Annotated in this window: 15 protein-coding genes; 13 read left to right on the top strand and 2 right to left on the bottom strand. The window is 64.7% G+C overall.

From position 1 onward, the window contains the following. Positions 1 to 26 precede the first annotated feature (26 nt). Positions 27 to 2,108, top strand: a complete 2,082-nt coding sequence (gene fxlM / locus ABD355_RS35520; RefSeq protein WP_344405081.1) for a methyltransferase, FxLD system — start codon at positions 27 to 29, stop codon at positions 2,106 to 2,108. A gap of 115 nt (positions 2,109 to 2,223) precedes the next feature. Next, the gene (locus tag ABD355_RS35515) at positions 2,224 to 3,327 is read left to right on the top strand and encodes a hypothetical protein (RefSeq protein WP_344405080.1); all 1,104 of its coding nucleotides are present in this window, start codon (positions 2,224 to 2,226) and stop codon (positions 3,325 to 3,327) included. A gap of 204 nt (positions 3,328 to 3,531) precedes the next feature. Here the strand turns inward: ABD355_RS35515 and ABD355_RS35510 are convergent, their stop codons facing one another. Together ABD355_RS35510 and ABD355_RS35505 are read right to left on the bottom strand one after the other, a co-directional pair. Beyond that, positions 3,532 to 6,996 carry an AAA family ATPase gene (locus tag ABD355_RS35510; RefSeq protein WP_425585822.1) on the bottom strand — a complete coding sequence of 1,155 codons (3,465 nt, stop codon included), beginning with the start codon at positions 6,994 to 6,996 and terminating at the stop codon, positions 3,532 to 3,534. Between the two features lie 12 nt (positions 6,997 to 7,008). Further along, the gene (locus ABD355_RS35505) at positions 7,009 to 7,530 is read right to left on the bottom strand and encodes a hypothetical protein (protein ID WP_344405078.1); all 522 of its coding nucleotides are present in this window, start codon (positions 7,528 to 7,530) and stop codon (positions 7,009 to 7,011) included. A 220-nt stretch (positions 7,531 to 7,750) separates the two neighbouring features. Between ABD355_RS35505 and ABD355_RS35500 the strand changes: the two genes are divergently transcribed. From ABD355_RS35500 to ABD355_RS35450, 11 genes are all read left to right on the top strand, one after another. Then, positions 7,751 to 8,194, top strand: coding sequence for a DUF6093 family protein (locus ABD355_RS35500; RefSeq protein WP_344405076.1), 444 nt, complete (start codon positions 7,751 to 7,753; stop codon positions 8,192 to 8,194). After that, positions 8,191 to 8,613 (top strand): DUF6093 family protein, encoded by a 423-nt coding sequence (locus ABD355_RS35495; protein ID WP_344405075.1) that lies wholly within the window; start codon positions 8,191 to 8,193, stop codon positions 8,611 to 8,613. Before ABD355_RS35500 ends, ABD355_RS35495 begins: the two co-directional genes overlap by 4 nt. Before the next feature lie 89 nt (positions 8,614 to 8,702). Further along, positions 8,703 to 9,092, top strand: coding sequence for a hypothetical protein (locus ABD355_RS35490; protein WP_344405074.1), 390 nt, complete (start codon positions 8,703 to 8,705; stop codon positions 9,090 to 9,092). 4 nt (positions 9,093 to 9,096) lie between these two features. Further along, positions 9,097 to 9,534, top strand: a complete 438-nt coding sequence (locus tag ABD355_RS35485) for an HK97 gp10 family phage protein (RefSeq protein WP_344405073.1) — start codon at positions 9,097 to 9,099, stop codon at positions 9,532 to 9,534. A 58-nt stretch (positions 9,535 to 9,592) separates the two neighbouring features. Further along, on the top strand, positions 9,593 to 10,027 hold the full coding sequence (locus tag ABD355_RS35480) for a hypothetical protein (RefSeq protein WP_344405072.1): 435 nt from the start codon (positions 9,593 to 9,595) through the stop codon (positions 10,025 to 10,027). 130 nt (positions 10,028 to 10,157) lie between these two features. Next, positions 10,158 to 10,643 (top strand): phage tail tube protein, encoded by a 486-nt coding sequence (locus tag ABD355_RS35475; RefSeq protein ID WP_344405071.1) that lies wholly within the window; start codon positions 10,158 to 10,160, stop codon positions 10,641 to 10,643. Positions 10,644 to 10,659: 16 nt separating this feature from the next. After that, on the top strand, positions 10,660 to 11,241 hold the full coding sequence (locus ABD355_RS35470) for a hypothetical protein (protein WP_344405070.1): 582 nt from the start codon (positions 10,660 to 10,662) through the stop codon (positions 11,239 to 11,241). Between the two features lie 26 nt (positions 11,242 to 11,267). Then, a complete protein-coding gene (locus ABD355_RS35465) occupies positions 11,268 to 11,573 on the top strand; it encodes a hypothetical protein (protein WP_344405068.1) in 306 nt (101 codons plus the stop codon). 1 nt (position 11,574) lies between these two features. Continuing rightward, positions 11,575 to 16,404: a phage tail tape measure protein gene (locus ABD355_RS35460; RefSeq protein WP_344405065.1), complete on the top strand. Its 4,830-nt coding sequence runs from the start codon at positions 11,575 to 11,577 to the stop codon at positions 16,402 to 16,404. Beyond that, a complete protein-coding gene (locus tag ABD355_RS35455; RefSeq protein WP_344405064.1) occupies positions 16,404 to 17,303 on the top strand; it encodes a phage distal tail protein in 900 nt (299 codons plus the stop codon). Before ABD355_RS35460 ends, ABD355_RS35455 begins: the two co-directional genes overlap by 1 nt. Positions 17,304 to 17,319: 16 nt before the next feature. Continuing rightward, complete coding sequence (locus ABD355_RS35450; protein WP_344405063.1) at positions 17,320 to 17,457, top strand: hypothetical protein; 138 nt, start codon at positions 17,320 to 17,322, stop codon at positions 17,455 to 17,457. The last annotated feature ends 14 nt before the right edge of the window (positions 17,458 to 17,471 follow it).

Raw genomic sequence — 17,471 nt, 5'->3', positions numbered from 1 at the left:
CCCCCACCTACCGAAGGACCACCGCCATGCGCCCGGCCCCCTGGCACCAGCACAACATCACCTTCACCAACCGCGAGATCGGCAAGCGCGCCATCGCCGAGCGCATCGGCCCCACCCTGTGCGCGGCCGAAGAAGACGGCCAGCTCACCGGCTGGTGGTTCATGAACAAACAGCCCTGGCCGCTGCGCTACCGGGCCCCCGAACCGTCCCCGCTCATCGAGCTGCTGCATAGCGACCTCGTCGACGACGGCACAGCAGCGTCGTGTGTCCGTGGAATCTACGAACCGGAGACGGACGCCTTCGGCGGCCTGCAGGCCATGGACGCCGCCCACGACCTGTTCCACCACGACAGCCGACACCTTCTGAGCTACCAGCCCCGCCCTGGGCGGCTGGGCGGCCGGGAGTTGGCCGTCCTCCTGATCAGCGCCATGATGCGGGCCGCCCGTCTCGACTGGTTCGAGCAAGGGGACGTCTGGGCGAAGGCCGCCGCACTCAGGCCAGCCGCCCACCCGCTCGCCCCCGAACGGGCGACCGCCCTGATTCCGTCCATGCACAAGCTGATGACGGTCGACGCCCACAGCCTGTGCCGCCCGAGCGGGCCGCTCGAAGGACAAACCGAATGGGTTGAGGCATTCGAGCAGGCGGGAACGACCCTCGCCCGCCTCGCTGCGGGCGGTCATCTCACCCGCGGTCTGCGAGCCGTCATCGCACACCACCTGATCTTCCACGCCAACCGAGCTGGTCTCCCTTCCGCAGACCAGAGCACCCTGTTCAACATCGCAAGAAAGGCCGTCATGGGATCGAGTGACAACACTGCGTCGCCCGCCGAGGACACGTCCGAAACCACTAGCGTCGGGGCGGTGAACACCGACACGATCACCCCGACCGACTCCGAGGCCACCAGGCTCCGCAACGCTCTGGTCGACCAGATCCGCGCAGCCGGACATGCCCGCACCGCCGCCGTGGAGACCGCGTTGCGCACCGTCCCACGGCACCTGTTCGTGCCCGACGCCTCGCTCGAAGATGCCTACGCCAACGTGCCGGTCAACATCAAGTACGACACCGACGGTACGTCGATCTCCTGCGCATCCCAGCCCGGAATCGTCGCCCTCATGCTCGACCAGCTTCAGGCCCAGCCCGGCGAGCGCATTCTCGAACTCGGCGCCGGCACCGGCTACAACGCGGGGTTGATCGCCCACCTGGTCGGCGAGGCCGGTCACGTTACAACCATCGACGTGGACGACGACCTCGTGCAAGGCGCCCGCGCACACCTCACGGCCGCCGGGTTCACCAACGTGCAGGCCCTGACCCGTGACGGAGCTGTCGGCCACGCCGAAGGCGCCCCCTACGACCGGATCATCGCCACCGTTGGCGCCCATGGCGTCCCGCACGCCTGGATGCAGCAACTCGCCCCCGGCGGACGGCTCGTCGTACCCCAACGACTCAAGGGCAGCGTGTCCCGCTCCATCGCCTACGAGCAGCGCGACGGCCGCTGGACGAGCGTAAGCAGCAAGATGAACACCTTCATGCCGCTGCGTAGGGGCATCGCCGACGACGACCGCCGCGTCATCCCGCTCAGCACGGACGGCACCGTGCGCCTCCAGGCCCCCGCCGGACAGAACATCGACGCCGACGCCTTGGCCGGAGTCCTGACGCAGCCGCGCACCGAGGAATGGACCGGGATGACGGTCCGAGCCATGGAGTCGCCCGAGTGGATGGAGCTGTTCGTCTCCTGCTCCCTGCCCAGCGGCCTGATCCGGATGCTGTTCCCGAAGGAAGCCAAGGGGACCGTCCTGACCGAGGACCCCTACCCCTCCTCCACCGCAGCCGTCGACCAGGGCGCCCTCACCTACCTCGCCCGCCGCCTGTCGGACCAGAAGACCGCCGACGGCGGGAAGCTCTGGGAGTTCGGCGTCATCGGCCACGGCCCAGGCAGCGACAAGCTGACCGCGATGGCCGCCGCCGCGATCCGTACCTGGGACCGCGAGTACCGCGGCCGCGAGGCCACCTTCGAGATCCAGCCCCTCGACGCTCCCGTGAGCGAGCCGCGCCCTGGCCGCTTCGTCCTCGGCACACCGCTCAACCGCATTCTCGTCGGCTGGAACTGACAACGGCCCGTACAGACAACTGCCCATAGATGAGGGGCGGTGCCCGTCGGCCGTTTCGACGAGCACCGCCCCCGATCGTTCACCCACCACCACGTCAATGCCGCCCGAGGGGACCATGGATCCACACGGCCCAATAGCAGGACGCTTCCCGCTAGTTGCCCGCTTCCGCCCCGCCTGCCTCCCCCTGCCCGAACGGGTACGGTCCGTTACCGTGCTGGCCTCAAGAGCCGTAGAGCAGAGTGACCAGGGACTGGCCTCCACCGTTTTCAACCAGACGGCGCTCATCGCCTCCGACCTTGGCCTTCCGGATCTCGCGAGAGCGATGTGCCACCGGCATGCTGAGGCGTACCTCAATGCTTGCCCCCTCCCCGCCATGGCCGCCATCCGCGCACTGGAGCCCCTGGTCAACCTCGCCCGCCTGCAGATCCGCGCCGGCCGAACCGACGAAGGCCGTCAGCGGCTGCTGGATCTGTACGAGGCGGTCGGTGCCGCCGCCGCAGTCTCCTTCGAGGGCATCACCGTGCCACCTGAACTGACCTGCACTGAGAGCGACCGACGAGAGGTGCGGGCATGGCTATGGCGCGTACTCCTCGCTGACGGCACACGCAGCCTCACCGCTACAGGGCGGTGGGGTGAGGCCCTGGCCCACCTCGAACAGCACCGGGGCGTGGGTACCAGGATGCTGGACGGGCGCCAAGTCGCAGTCATCGCGGCTCTCACGGCGGGCCAGACCGGCACCGCTCACGAGCTGCTGGCCTCCACAAAGCCGGGGGAGCCGTGGGAACATGCCGTCACCGCCTGCCTGATGACGCTGTGCCGCCGCGATGCAGGCCAAACAATCGACGACTGCTTCGCGTCATTGACGAATACTTTCCTCAACCACGAAGCGAACGCGGGCATGACCGTCTTCGACGTCCGTCTCGGCCTCACCGTCCTGGACGCCATCGGATCGGTCGAACACCCAGAAGTTCGCCTACTTGTCGATGATCTATGTCGACGAACAACGGAAGCGCGCAACGGGTATGCGGCCCGTGAACTCATGGCTCATTCTCTGTTCGACGCGCTCGCTAGAGATACCCAGTGGCAGGACTGCGAGGACCTGCTCCGCAACTGCGCCCTCGACTCGGGCACGCTTCCAGAAAAGCTACACCGCGATCTCACAATTGCCCTGGATGCTGGCGAGAGGGTGCTCAGTCAGTCATTGAAGTGCTGCGAGTAGCCACCTTCGACTCACGCTTTATGAATGGTTGGCGGTGCAGTCGAGCAGGCGGCTGTTGACCGTCGAGTCCTGCAAACTGATCGCAGCACCAAGGATGGTGAGCAGGAGCTGAACTTGTCGACTAAGCTGCCCGTCAGTCACGACGCCACTGCTGATCAACTAGCAAAGATGGACGGATAGGAGTTTCGTCGGCTCGCGATATACTCATTGACCCATGACTTCAAGGATATGCAGCCGCCCTGACGCCTCTCCCGCAATAACTATCCGAGTACGTTGGGATACTTGAGCTGCAGTCACAGGACCTTCGGCCATGAAAGTAGCGATACTGCGACCGGTTTCGATTTCGAAAAGCTCAATTTCATCGTCCTCGCCGATCAATAGTCCCCAAGTTTCTTCCGGTGAAATAACGATCGACGTGAGCTTCCGCCGTCCTGTTTGACGGCTCCATAGGGGTTGTTCGCGATGCCATTGCCAGCATGCGATCCTCCCGTCCTGGGAGACGCATACAACCCTGCCAGTATTAGGCGCCGTCGCGAAAAGTTGAGCCCGAACATCGGGCCAGCCCGACTGCTTCCCAGAGAGAAAACAGACAATGTCACCTCGGGCGTTTAGGGCGATGGCCGTTGGGCCATCTCGGAGCCATCCGAGCGGTCCAGTGAACTCTCCGGAATGTGGAGTTCGACGTGTAATCTTTCCCCTTCTGACACTGAGTTCGAATAGTGTGGTGGAGGTCAGCACGAAGACACAGTCCCAGAGCGGGCCGATCACGGCGCGAATGCGTTCATCCCTGCCGAGATGAATTACGGCCAGACGTCGGTCGCGTTGCATGTTCCATAGATAGATGTCGCCTTTTGATCCAATCGCTGCGATATGACCTGTGACAGGACTCCCCACGACACACGGGTCAGGAATCACTTCACTCTTACCTTCAACCCCATCCTCATTCAGGGCAGGGATATGCACTGCGCACACGGCCCCAACGTCTCCTGCGGAGAGTGAATACTGCCCGTCCGGAGACAGCGCAAGACCTACTGGCTGCGGGCTGCGGTTGTACCAGAGCTCAGGATCCACAAGGGCCGCACCGATCGTCTTCCGCTCCCTGAGATTCCAGTACTCGACGACGTTACGGGCCACAGCCACAGCGGCAATCTCGCCATCGTCGCTCACCCTGATATCGGTGATGCGTCCCCGATGTCGAAACGTGTCTTCTTGTCGAAGGTTGGGTGCGGTGAGGTCCCAAATTTTTATCAGACCAGTCTCGGATCCGGTCGCTACCAAGTTGTGGGGATGGCACAGGGTCATGCAGCTTAGTTCGTTTCCAAAAGAGGCCTTATGGTAGAACTCTCGGTCTAGCACTTCCATCAGTGATGAGCGCCCAAGGAGCATGTCGCCAGATTTAGTAAAGGTAAGATCTTTGAAGAAAACATGCCCGATGTATTGACTGAGTATTAATGCCCCGGTGGATATGCTGAAATGCTTGAGTTTGTCGTGACCCGAGGTCACGAGAATATCGCCGTCGGGGTGTATAGCGGCGCCGTGGGTCCAGAAACCGCCGTCGCCCGTCTCGTGGAATATTTGGATCACTTCCAGGTTACCCGCGGACAGCTGGTAGGCCTTAGATGAAGTAGTGTTTACGAACAAGTCGCCGCTTACGGGGCTCACCCCGACAGAAGTGACATGTCCAGCGTCGATCGTTTGTTCTGCAATCGTGGACCAGTCTGTGAACGAAATCCTAGTGATAATTCCAGTAAGTGTGACGGCGTAGAATTTCTCTCCATTTAGAATGGTGGCAACGATTGGATCCTGCGCCGTCCGCAAACTGGTGATCAACGACCTCTTAGCGAGGTCCCATAGACAGATGGTCCCGTCCTTGTGGCCCGATGCTGCGATGGGCGACGTGGCGGAGCAGGCCAGACTTGTTACGCGTTCTGCCGGAAGTTCGAGGGTGAAGGTTTGCTCGCGGTCACCAATGGACCAGGCTCGAATATACGGTTCGCCCCGGGAACATGACAGCAGGACGTCGACCGGGAAACTGAACGCTAGGCAGCTCACAGGACCGGCATGCGGATGGAAGGACAGGTACTCGGGGCCAACTTCGGTTGGCAAGCTTGCTGTTACTGGCCGGAGCCACATGGTCTCTTGGTCGTCGCTGAGGCTACGCCATAACGCGTGCAACGCCTCGTTTTGGTTTTCCAAGAGTCGGCCGGCGAGCTGGGCTCGTAGCTGTTCCGGATGTTCGTCGACTATCGCGGCAGACATGCGTAGGACCTTTGTCAGCGCCACGGCTGGTGGCCATGGGGAGGCCAGCTCAAGGTCGCTGATCAAGTCAAACGTTCCGAGTGCGCGAAGCTTTTCTGACATCCAAGATATATCTAGCAATAGGAGTCGAAGAGCATCGGTCCGATCCTCCTCCTGTAGATGTCTGGGTAGATGACTGAGGAGGTAATGGCGAACCGACTCTGTGTGAAGAGTCACCCGACCGCAGGCGATATCGAGCAGATGATTATTAAGGTATTCCAGGGCCTCGTCTGGATAGACGAGCTGGGTTTCGGTGCTGATTAGAAATTCGCGAAAAGAATCGTGATACAAGCGAACCGTTTTGGTGTCGGGCTGTAGTGTGACGAACTGACCAAGCATAGAGAGGGCATCGTCTACTTGCGAGCGACGTAGGCCAGTAGCGCCAGCAATGAGTTCGTGGGGTAACCCCTCTCCATGTGCCACGCAGAGCAAGCCGAGGACCGGTCTTACAAGTTTTCGCCAGGTGATGCGATCATGGGGCAGCTCGCGTTCTAGGTACTCCCGATAGGTTTCGTCCAGCCCATCAGGGAATTGACGCGCTTTGACATCCCGGTGACGCCGAGAGTCCTCGGCCACATAGTACGCATACAGAAAGTTGCCGTGGCTCCGAGCTGCCAGCTTGCTTACGAAGTCCCCTTGATTTAGGTCCGCGTACCGTGTTTCTAGGAAGGAAACGATGTCGGCATTGGGTAGTGGTTCGTCCTCGATGAGATGAACCCGTGTAGCCCTGCCAAGGGCACCGAAAATTCGTTGATCGGGCCTGCTGGTAAGCACAAACTTGAGTCCCGGAGGCAGGTCTGCGTTGGGATGCATAATCCCAGACAAGAACGGGATCAGTAGGCTGTTTCCTTGAGTGTCGAATGTTTCATCCAAGGCATCCACGACGACGTAGATCGGCTCGTGGTTACCCGATGCACGCAGTGCTCGAATTGGGTTGGCTACCAACTGTTCAAAGGCTCGCCTCGCGGAACGTTCTGAAGATAGGTTCAGTGTGATATGGACACCAGTCACCGTCACCTGGGCGCACTCGGCTCTTTCGACGCTGGCCTCACCATGGATGTTGATAAGGGTCCGACTGTCGTCAATATTCAAAGCTCTCCGGTAAACCGGGTACCGAGACGCGAGTGCGCCTGCAACGGCTTCGATGAGACGCAAAGGGTCCACGGCAACGCTGTTGAACTGGCAGAAGTGCACATGAGCTAGCACGCCGGGAAGTAGCTGAGGTAACTGCGCAAGGCGTTCTGCCACCAGTGACTTGCCGCTGCCAGGCGGGCCAATGATCAGGCATGCTGGAGTTTCGCCCGTTCGTGCCCAGTCGCTGAGTACCTCAAAGAGCCAGTCGCGTCCTGAGAAGTCTTGGAGATTAGACACTGGAGTCTTAACTCATCCTTGGTACTCAACGCCTACGGCCTCGCCGCCTTTCTCGACACGGCCCACCTTGGTTACTCCTCTGAATGTCCCTGATCCGCTGGCTCGTACCGCCGCTACGTAACCAGCAACATCTTGCGCGGTCATCGCGCCGGAGACATCGGCCGCCCGACGGGCCTCTCCTGCGAACATGAGTCGCGTTCCGTAGATGCATTCGAACACTTGGCGCAGCGCGTCCACTCGTTGGATGAGAGCCGAGTCCGGCGGATCGGTGACGATGTCTACGCCGGTGGCGTACTCGTGTAGATCAGACCGCAGGAGCCGTAGCTCGTCTTCCAGCCCCTCAATGCGAGTGAGGTCAAGCCTTGGCAGGAGTTCCGGCTCCGAAATGACGGCTGGCGTTGCCGTCTCTTCCGCCTCGCCGTCTGCGTGCTCGCGCCTGCGTCGCAGGAGCTCACCCGCCTGCGCATACAGAAACTTGATGCCCTCCGCGATCGCGGCTCCGCCTAGTGCAGCCAGCGTCAGTGGTTCCGGCATCGGATCCCCCTCGTCCGATAAGAAGCAAGGCTCAAATTCTTTCACCAACCCCTGGACGAGGGAAGGCTTTGGAAGTCATGAGCCGAGCAGAGGAGCGACTGCTCTGTGCATCAGCGGTAGGTCGGCCGGCAATCTTCAATGGTGACGCGCAACCTTTACCGAGAAAGATCAATAGCTGTGGGGATTCGGGTTGCTCACCAGCGGGACTACGCTCGAACGCATGAGTGTGCCTACTGAAGGGCTGACCCTGGCGGCCGTCAGCAACATGATCAAACGCAAGATCCTCACGGATACCGTACGGATCAGCAGGGATGGTGAGCCGGTCTTCAACCCGGACACAGGCCAGTACGAGCCCGGCCCGCCGGTAATCATCTACGAAGGGCACGGCGGGGTCTTCCCGAATGGTGATCCCGGGATCGTCCTGCACCTGGAAGGCCAGGCGTACGTCGACGACTCCACGTCGAAGTACAAGCTGCTCACGCCTCTGGACGCCCCGGTGGCTTCGCGTGAGGACTCGGTGAGCGTCGTCCACGCCGCCGACCCGGCAGCGATCGGCCGTACGTGGCGCGTCCTCGATGTCGGGCAGACCTCCACTCTGGCCGTGGTCCGCACGACGTTCCTGGATCAGAACACTCAACACAGCACTTCGGGCAGCACCTCGTGAGCACGCCGATCGACACGGAGGTGGAACGGGAGAAGCTGGAGTCGACGCTGCTGGTGGACAGGGTACGGATCACCCGCCCAACCGGTACTCCCCAACTCGACCTATCGACCGGCCTCCTGGGGTCTCTGCCGGCGGAGTCCGTCTACGAGGGACCAGGAGCTGTCCTGTCCGGACATGGACAGGTCACCGCGCAGCACGTTCTCGGGCGGGAGTGGCTGGACGACACGGTCAGCTGGTATCGGCTCCTCACGCCGATCTCGGCGCCCGTTCCCATGCGGTACGACCGCGTGGAAGTTGTCGCCGCAGCGGGCGAGCACGCGGCGACAACGAATCGGGTGTGGCAGGTCCTGGATCCGTCGGAAGCATCCACGGTCGAGATCGTTCGGGTGACTCGTCTCGACGAGATCACGCCTCCGTAGACGGCTGGCGAGCTGGGCTGCCATCGGATACGCGTAAGCTTATATAGGTGCCAACACATCAGAGTGGAAGTACCATTTCTCCCCAGGGTGTGCCCCTGACGGTGCGCGTCACCGGGCAGGGGCATACCGCCGTCGTGGAGATCGGCGGTCACGACGTCTCCCGGGACCTCGCTGCCTATTCACTGTCCCACCACGCGGGTGCCGTACCACAGATGGTCATCGAGCTTTCTCCGAGATCCACGGCGACCGGTGTGTTCGAGGGCTTGGCGCACGTCGTCGTCGGCGACCCGCCGGACCCTGGCCCGGCAGCGGCTGCCTTCCTGTCCGCGATCAGTCCCGCCGAGTTGGAGAAGGCTGCGCTCGACCGTCATGACCTCATGGACGGCCGCCCGCACGAGCTGACCCGCGCCATGCTCGCCCTGCTGAGGGAGTGGGCCCTCGGCCAGTGGGGCGAGCCGGAGCGGGAAGACGGGCGATGAGTCAGTGGCGTCCTCGCTGAATCCGCACCCCAATGCCCACCCCCTTGCGGGCGCTTACTCCAACGCGTTCCAGATCGCCGCACAGCTCGACGCCAGGGCGGCGCGCACTCTGCCCGAGGTCACGGCCACCGTCCAGCACTACGCGATGCTGCTGGAGACCAGGATCAAGGCCAAGGCCAGCGGCAGGCCGGGTCCCAACGCACCCACGGGCGACTACCGGCGATCCTGGACGCACGAGGTGTCCACGGACGGGCTCTCCGTCACGGCGGTCGTCGGCACGAACAAGCCCCAGGCCAGACGCCTGGAGTACGGCTTCGTCGGCGCCGACAGCCTGGGGCGCATCTACAACCAGCCCCCATACCCGCACGTCGGCCCAGCTGTCGAGGAGATCCGGCCGCTGTTCATCGCCGCGATCGGCGACACGATCGACGACGACTCGTGAGTGACCGCCACGCCACCGGGCGACAGATCACCACCCCTGTAGAAGAAGAGGAGGAGTAGTGCCCGTCTCCGGCAGAGAAGTGTCCCTCGCGATCCAGAAGACACTGGCCACAGCAACAGCCCGAAGCTGCGGATACGGGACCGCCCCCACGGCATCGAGTACGCCCACCGGCGCCACGATCCCCTACAGCGTCCTCTACCCGCTGGGCGTGACTACCAGCGGCCCGCCCTACGGTGACGGCGACGCTGACGCCCGTGTGCTCGTCCAGGTCACCTCGGTCGCCTCAACCGCCGAACAGGTCGAGTGGATGGCGGACAAGGTCCGCACCGCACTCCTTGCGCGCCTGAGCGGGAACTACGTCAACACCATCACCATCACCGGCTACATCGTGATCGACCGCGAGCTGGACAAGGAGGAAGGGATGTCTGTCAGCGGTGGCGTATACAGTTATGTGCAGCGGTACGTCCTCACTGTGACCACACTCGGGTCCTGACGTTCCAGCTACCTCACCGCGGAGGCGCCTCGCGGACGCCCGGCCGCCCGGCACGGGCCGATTCCCCCTTCTTGGGGACCGGCCCGGCGTGTGCGCGCTCCGGACACCGGTTCCCGGAGAGCGAGAATCAGTGTCACAGCAGCGGTTCACCCGTCGCGGCACGACGAAGTTCTTCTTCCTGAAAGACATCGTCTCGAAAGAACTGATCCCGACCCGTCCGGAACTCGGCGCAAGCAACGGGACCGACCTGTCCCCGGCGATCAGTGACATCGAGGGCTTTGCCGTCGAAAACACCCCCATCGACACACCGGACTTGGCCACCGAGTTCACCGGCAACATCCCCGGTGAGGACAAGGCCGACAACTCCAGCCTCACCTTCTACGAGGACAAGGTCGACAACGCCCTGGAGACGCTCCTCGCCAAGGGGGTCGAGGGCTACGTAGTCATCCTCCGCAAGGGCGACATCCCGGGATCGAAGTCCATGGACATCTTCCCGGTGCGCGTCGGCTCCCGGTCGAGCACGTACACGACCGCCTCCGAACCGGCGAAGTTCAAGGTCAGCTTCAACGTGACCGGCAAGCCCGTCCAGGACGTAGCCGTCCCGGCCGCGGCCTGATCGGCGGGGGTGCTGCATGACTACGACCTTCGTTGACCCGCCGGCCGATGCTGTCGCCCGCGATCCGCACTGGGCGGCTAAGATGGCCCGTCTGCGGGCCCGTCGACTTCCCGAGCGCGCGGTGTCCTTCCTCGACGACCAGGACCTGAAGCAGCGCGTGACCGATGCGGCGCTCGACATGGCCAAGGCCCGTACCGGGGCCGTTGGCCGGGCCTCCGAGATGGAGGTGCCAGCCGACGAGCGTGAGAGCTGGGCACTCGCACAGCCGGAAGTGCTGGCCGCGCAGACCGTGTTGGACGAGGCCCGGCGAGCCCTGGCGGCCGGGACCCTCACCCTCACCTTCCGGGCTCTGCCGCGACCTGTCTGGGAGCAGCTGCTCCGCGAGCACGCCCCCACGGAGGAGCAGGCGGACCACGGCCATGAGTACAACGTGGAGACCTTCCCCGCCGCACTCATCTCGGCCTCCTCGGTGGACGGCATGAGCGAGGCGGAGGCACAGGAACTCCTCGACAGCTGGAGCGACGCAGACGCCAAGGCCCTGTTCACGGCCGCGCTGCTGGTCAACCAGACCATGAGGGCCGACCTGGGAAAAGGCTGATCGCCGACGCCCAGTTCAGGGACGAGATGGAGCTGTGCCACGCCTACGGACTCCCGCACTCGCAGTTCACGGGTGCGGGGGACGGCCGATGGACGGCTTTGGACCGGGCGAAGGCGATGGCCTACCTCACGCACCACCGCAGCGTCTGCGAGACCTGCGGGACCCGGGCGGCGGAGTGGGACGAGAGCCGGGGCGGCGACCGCTTCGCGTACGTGGCCGAGCCCTACCGCTGTGTGGGCTGCGAGGTCATCGAGATGGAGCGCGAACACATTCCTGATGGACCAGATGCGCGGGGGCTCAAGATCGGGCTGAAGCCCAGAGAGGCATCCTGACGTGGCTGGTGCCTACACCCTGTACGTCAACCTGCTCGCGTCAACCGGTGGACTTGCCACCGGTCTGCGACAAGGCGCCACGCAACTCCGCGCGTTCGACGGGCAGTTGGACGGAACGGCAGCCCGGCTCAACCAGGTACGCGTGGCCGGTGACAATCTGGCCCGCGCCCAAGTGGCCGCGTCCGCGCAGATGGTTCGCTCCCAGGCGCAGGTGGCTCAGGCCGTGCAGCGGACCACCGTGCTCCAGGAACGTGCTGGCCGTGCGCAAGCGGTGGCAGCGACAGCGGCCCGCCGTACGGCAGCGGAACAGGCTGCGGTGGCGGCAACGGGACAGCGCGCCGCACGGGCGCAGGCCCTGGCGCAGACGATGAACGCCCGCGCCCAGGCCACAGCGGGCGCCGGCGCCGCAGCCGCCGCACGTACCGCCGCTGCGGCTCAGACGGCCGCTGCCCGCGCCGCCCAGGAGCACGCCGAAGCTCAACGGCGTGCAGCTGCGGCCCAGGCGACGGCGACCCGCGCCACTGGCCTCGCGGCTTCGGCCGATGCCCGTGCTCTGTCGGCAGTCCGAATGCGGGACGAGGTGCAGACCACCGCGGCGCGCAACGCGCAGCGACAGGCACAGCAAGTCGCGCGGGCTGAGGCCCAGCTGGCCGCCGCGCGGAGCGCCCAGGCGGCGCGGACCGCGAAGAACGGCCTGCTCATCGGTGCCGCTCTTGGTGTCGGCGTGGCTCAGGCGATCTCGCTGGAGCGGGCGATGGCTAACGTGCTGACGATCTCCCAGCAGATCACCTCCGAGAACGTCGGAGCCTTCACCGATCAGATCGTCGAGCTGTCCACCGAGCTGCCGCAGACCGCCGACCAGCTCGCCGACGGCCTCTATCAGATCGTCTCGTCGGGCTTCGACGGCGCGGACGCCATGGAGATCCTCCAAGTCGCGGCTCGGGGCGCGGCAGCGGGCCTGACTACGACGGAGACCTCTGCCCGCGCTGTTCTCGGGGTGCTCAACGCGTACGGCATGTCGGCGTCCGACGCCAGCGACGTCATGGACGTGATGTTCCAGACCGTCAACTACGGCGTCATCTCCTTCGAGGAACTCGCGCAGCAGCTCGGCGACGTCGTACCGATGGCGGCGGCGGCCGGCGTCGAGTTCGACGACATGAGCGCCGCGCTCGCCGCGATCACGCTGACCGGCATCCCCGCGGCCGAGGCCGTGACGGCCTTGAACATGCTCCTCACCCGCGTCATGAAGCCGACGCAGGACCTCAAGCAGGCCATCAAGGACCTGGGCTACGAGTCGGCCGCCTCCGCCGTCGAACAGGACGGCCTCTACGTGGTCGTGAACAAGCTCAACGGGGCGGCGGGCAACACCGCCGAGGGCATCTCGAACATGTGGAAGGACATCCGCGCCACACGTGCCGCCCTCGCCCTGGCCTCCGCCGGAGGAGAGAACTACGCCAAAACCTACGCGGGCATCGCCAACGAAGTGTCGCGTGCGGAAGCCACGCAGAAGGCGTACGCCCTCCAGACCGACACCGTCACCGGCCAGTGGCAGTTGGCCGCCAATCAGGCCCGTGCGCTCGCCATCGACGTCGGCCGAGCCCTGCTGCCGGCGCTCAAGGCCGTTGGGTCCGTCGTCCACACCGTCGTCGGCAGCATCGAGGACCTCCCTGGACCGATGAAGTCCGTCCTCACGATGGTCACCGCGTCCATCGTGGGACTGCTGCTGCTCCGGGCTGCCTACACGAAGGTCACCGTTCAGATCGCCGCGTTCCGTACCGCCCTGGCCGCCGCTCAGGCGGGCGGCGCCGTGATGCCCGCCGTGCTGGCGGGTACCAGCCTCGCGGTCACCGGCCTTGCCGCTGTCCTCACCCTGGGCATCGCCGGATACGCCGCCTACACCGCCTCCAAGCAGAAGGCGAAGGACGCCACCAACGAGCTGGTCCAAGCCTTGCAGCAAGAGCGCGAGGAGGCGACGACCGGTGCCAGCATCAACAAGCTGTACGACCAGCTCACCGCCGACGGCGCGCTGAAGGACCTGGAGAAGGTCGGCATCAGAACCACCGAGGCGATCGACGCGATCACCTCCGGCGGGGCCAAGCTCGCCATGCTCCAGAGCCGCCTTCAGCAGGACTCCTATGAGTACTCGCGTAAGGCGAGAGCCGGTGATGCATCCGGCGACTACGAGAGCATCACCCAATACTCCAAGGCGGAGAAGACCCTCGAAGAGCGCCACAAGATATGGTCCGAGGCGGTCAAGAAGGAAGCCGAGATCGCCCAGCAGAAGGCGATCGTCGAGGCGAAGATCAAGCAGCAGGCCAAGACCAGTGGCGGCATCTTCGACCTGTTCTCCCTCGCGGACATCGACCGCACCGGTGCGCCCGAGATCACCGACGAGATGAAGGCGCTCGCCGAGGCCGTCGGTGACGCCGTCGACCCGTCCCGGGCTTTCAGAGACGCGCAGACCGCTGCAGCCGAGGCGATGCGCAAAGCCGGGAAGGACGCCGACACCGCCAAGGTCAAGCTGTCCGACTACATGAAGGAGCTGCACAAGCAGCTCCAGGCGCAACGCGACTTCCAGGGCAACCTGTCCGAACTCGCGGTGTTCGGCTACGACGACCTGGCCGACCACTTCGCGGAACTCGGCGTGGATGCCGCGCCGATGCTCAACGAACTCGTCGGTCAGCTGAAGAAGGGCAAGACGAAGGTCGCCGACGAACTGCGCGACATCGTGACCGAGGACGCGGAACGGTCCACGGAGGCGTACCGGCTCGGCCTGCAGAAGACCGCCGAGATCACCGAGAGGTACGGCAAGGAGATCGGCCGCGCCTGGGCCAAGGCGTCGGAGCGCAACGACCCGGCTGCCTTCCAGAAGGTCACCGAGCAAATGGCCATGATCGACCTGCGCAAGGCCGTGAAGAAGTCCGTCGGTGACGCCCGCGGCGAGTTCGACCGTGGCATGGACCTCCTCGCCGAGGTCGTCAAGAAGAAGGGGAAGGACGCCGCCGGAGCCTTCCAGGACGCCCTTCTCTCAGGCGACACCGAAAGAGCTATGGACACCCTGAAGAGCATCTGGGGAGCGGACGTACCGATCGACGCCCCGGACCTGTCGAAGGTCGTGGCCGCGTTCTCCAAGGCAGGAAAGGACGCGAACGCCGAATGGTCCGGGGCCCTGGACCTCATCCGGCAAGTCGCAGACACCAAGGGCACCGACGCCGCCGCGGCGTTGACGTCCGCTCTGCTCTCCGGCGACATGGCCGCAGTCAAGGCGCAGCTCGACGCCATCGGGCTGTCGGTCCAGAACATCCCCGGCACCAAGTCGGTCACCGTCAGCGTGTCCACGAACCAACCGCCGCCCGTGGTCATCCCCCTCGTGGTCAAGCGGCAGGCCACTTCCTGGGACCGTGACGCCAACGGTGTCCCCGACTCCATCCAGGCCCCGAGCAAGCAAGCCAATGGCTCCGTGCTCGAGTTCTACGCTGGCGGAGGTGTCCGTGAGCGCGAGAACCATGTCGCGCAGATCGCCCGGCAGGGGACATGGCGGGTGTGGGCCGAGGAGGCCGCGGGCCCCGAGGCGTACATCCCGCTCGCCCACAACAAACGCACCCGGTCACGGGCAATCACCGAGGAGGTCGTCCGGCGACTCGGCGGCAAGAACGTCGACTGGTACGCCGACGGAGGATTGACCGACTGGTCCTACAGCTCCTCGGGCTCGACAGAGCTGATCTCGATCTCTTCGGTCCGTGCGGACTCCATGCGGACGGTGAAGAAGGGCGGCAAGGAGACCGAGGTCTTCGACCTGAAGCTCTTCGAGAAGAACCTCGACAAGGCTGTGAAGAGCGCCCAGCGGTGGCGCAAGGACCTCGCCACCGTCGCCCGTCGCGCTGGCCAGGATGTCGCCGATGCCCTGGAGAACATGGGCGAGGACGGCGTGGAGCTCACACACAAGATGGCCACTGGTAGCTCCAAGTACGTCACGGAGATGACCAAGGACCTGGAGAAGCTGGGTGTGGTCGCGCGAGCCACGCTGTCCGACTACACCACCCAGCTCAAGCAGGCCATCAAGGACCAGGCCGCGTTCGAGAAGAACCTCTCCAAGCTCGCGGCCATGGGCTACGGCGACTTGGCGACGATGCTCGCCGAGCAGGGAGACGAGGACGCGGAGGACGTCGCCGCCGAGGCCGCCAAGTCCCCGAGCAAGGCCAAGAAGGCCAACACCCAGGCCAAGGCCGCCTCGAAGGCCATCCCGGACGACGACCTACCGGACCTCGTGGCGATCATCTCCGCGATCACCTCCAGCAAGACCGGTATCCACGATGTCGCCGAGAAGACAGAGCTCGGCGAGGACCGAATCATCGAGATCGGCACGCTCGGCCGGACCCGGATCAAGGATGCGCTGGGGAAGAAGGCCACGCGCTTCCTGTCCGACCTGGACAAGGCCAACAAGCAACTCGCGTACGAGGACGGCGGCATCCGGACTGGCTTGTACGCCACCAGTAACGGGATCATCCGCTTCGCCGAGCCGTCCACCGGGGGAGAGGCGTACGTGCCGCTCGGCGTGAACAAGCGGCGATCGGCGACGACCGTCCTGGCGGACGTGGCGAACAGGTTCGGCTACCAGCTCACCCCCGCGGGCGACAGCGGCCTCGTACGACTCGTCGACGCCCGGCCCGCCCCAGTCCAAGTCGTCGTCGTCCGAGAAGAGCGGCCCGCCGCGCTCGTCGGATCCATGCCCGTGACCGTCAACGGCGGCGCCGACGCCAAAGCGGCCGACCGTGTCGGCACAGAGATCATGCGGCGTCTTCGGAACGCTCAGCGAGGAGGCCGTCTCTGATGGCGACGATCACCCAAGAGTGGCAAGTCGACTTCGCCGGCGTCCTCCTGGGCCCCGGAACGCGATACCCCGTCGGCGATATCACTGGCTTCGGAACGCCCAAAGTCCGTTCTCAGGATGTCGAGTTGCCGACCGAGGACGGTGCGTTCCCCGGTGTGGACTACTACGGCACGCAGACGGTGACGATCGAGGCCGGAATCCGCACGCCGGGAGATCCGGCTGCCGCTGTCGATGCCCTGGCTGAGCTGAAGCGTGCTGCGTCGGACCCCACGACCCGCAAGACCGCTGGGGCTTTGCAGACGCTTCGTGTGTTCTGGCCGGGCCGTGACGGGCCCAAGCGCGTGCTGGGAAGGATTCGCGATGTTGAGCCGGTGTCCATGGCACAGGCCATGTTCGGCTGGATTCCGTTGAACCTGGTGTTCGAAGTCACGGACCCGGTATGGCAGGGAGAGCCCGAGCAGCAGGTCACTCTTCCTCTCGCGCGCGGCGACGACGACGGAGGGTTCACCGCTCCTGTGACCGCGCCGATCACGACCGGCGTATCCAATCCTGTGGAGCGTCCCGGGTGGGCGACCAATGCTGGCGACTTGCCCGCCTGGCCCTCCCTGAAGATCAAGGGCCCGGTCGTGAACCCCCGCATCTGGATCACGGAGACAGGCCGCGTCCTCGACCTCGCGCTGACGCTCGGCGAGAACGACACCCTCCAGATCGACACGCGCCCCGGAACGCGCTGGGTCCTGCGCAACGGCGGCAACGTCGCAACGGCCCTGTCCGCTGCATCCCGCCTGGACCTGTTCCAGATCCCGCCCGGAACGAGCGAAGTCCGGTGGACCGGCGCGGACTACACCAACTCCACCCGCCTCGCGGTGTCGTGGCGCGACGCCTACACCGCCCTGTAAAGGAGAGCACTCCCAGATGGCACTGATCCAGCCGCCGATGCTGACCCACGGCGGTACCCACCCCGCACGCGCCTTCCGGATGATGGTGCGCGATCTCGCGTGCGGTGATGGGACTTCCTGGATTCGGCCAGAGCTGCTCTTCTTCCTCGGTTGATCCGGTTTTGAAGG

Origin of the sequence: Streptomyces longisporus, from assembly GCF_039532765.1 — a bacterium.
Lineage (GTDB): Bacteria > Actinomycetota > Actinomycetes > Streptomycetales > Streptomycetaceae > Streptomyces > Streptomyces longisporus.
This window is presented reverse-complemented; position numbering and strand designations above follow the sequence as displayed.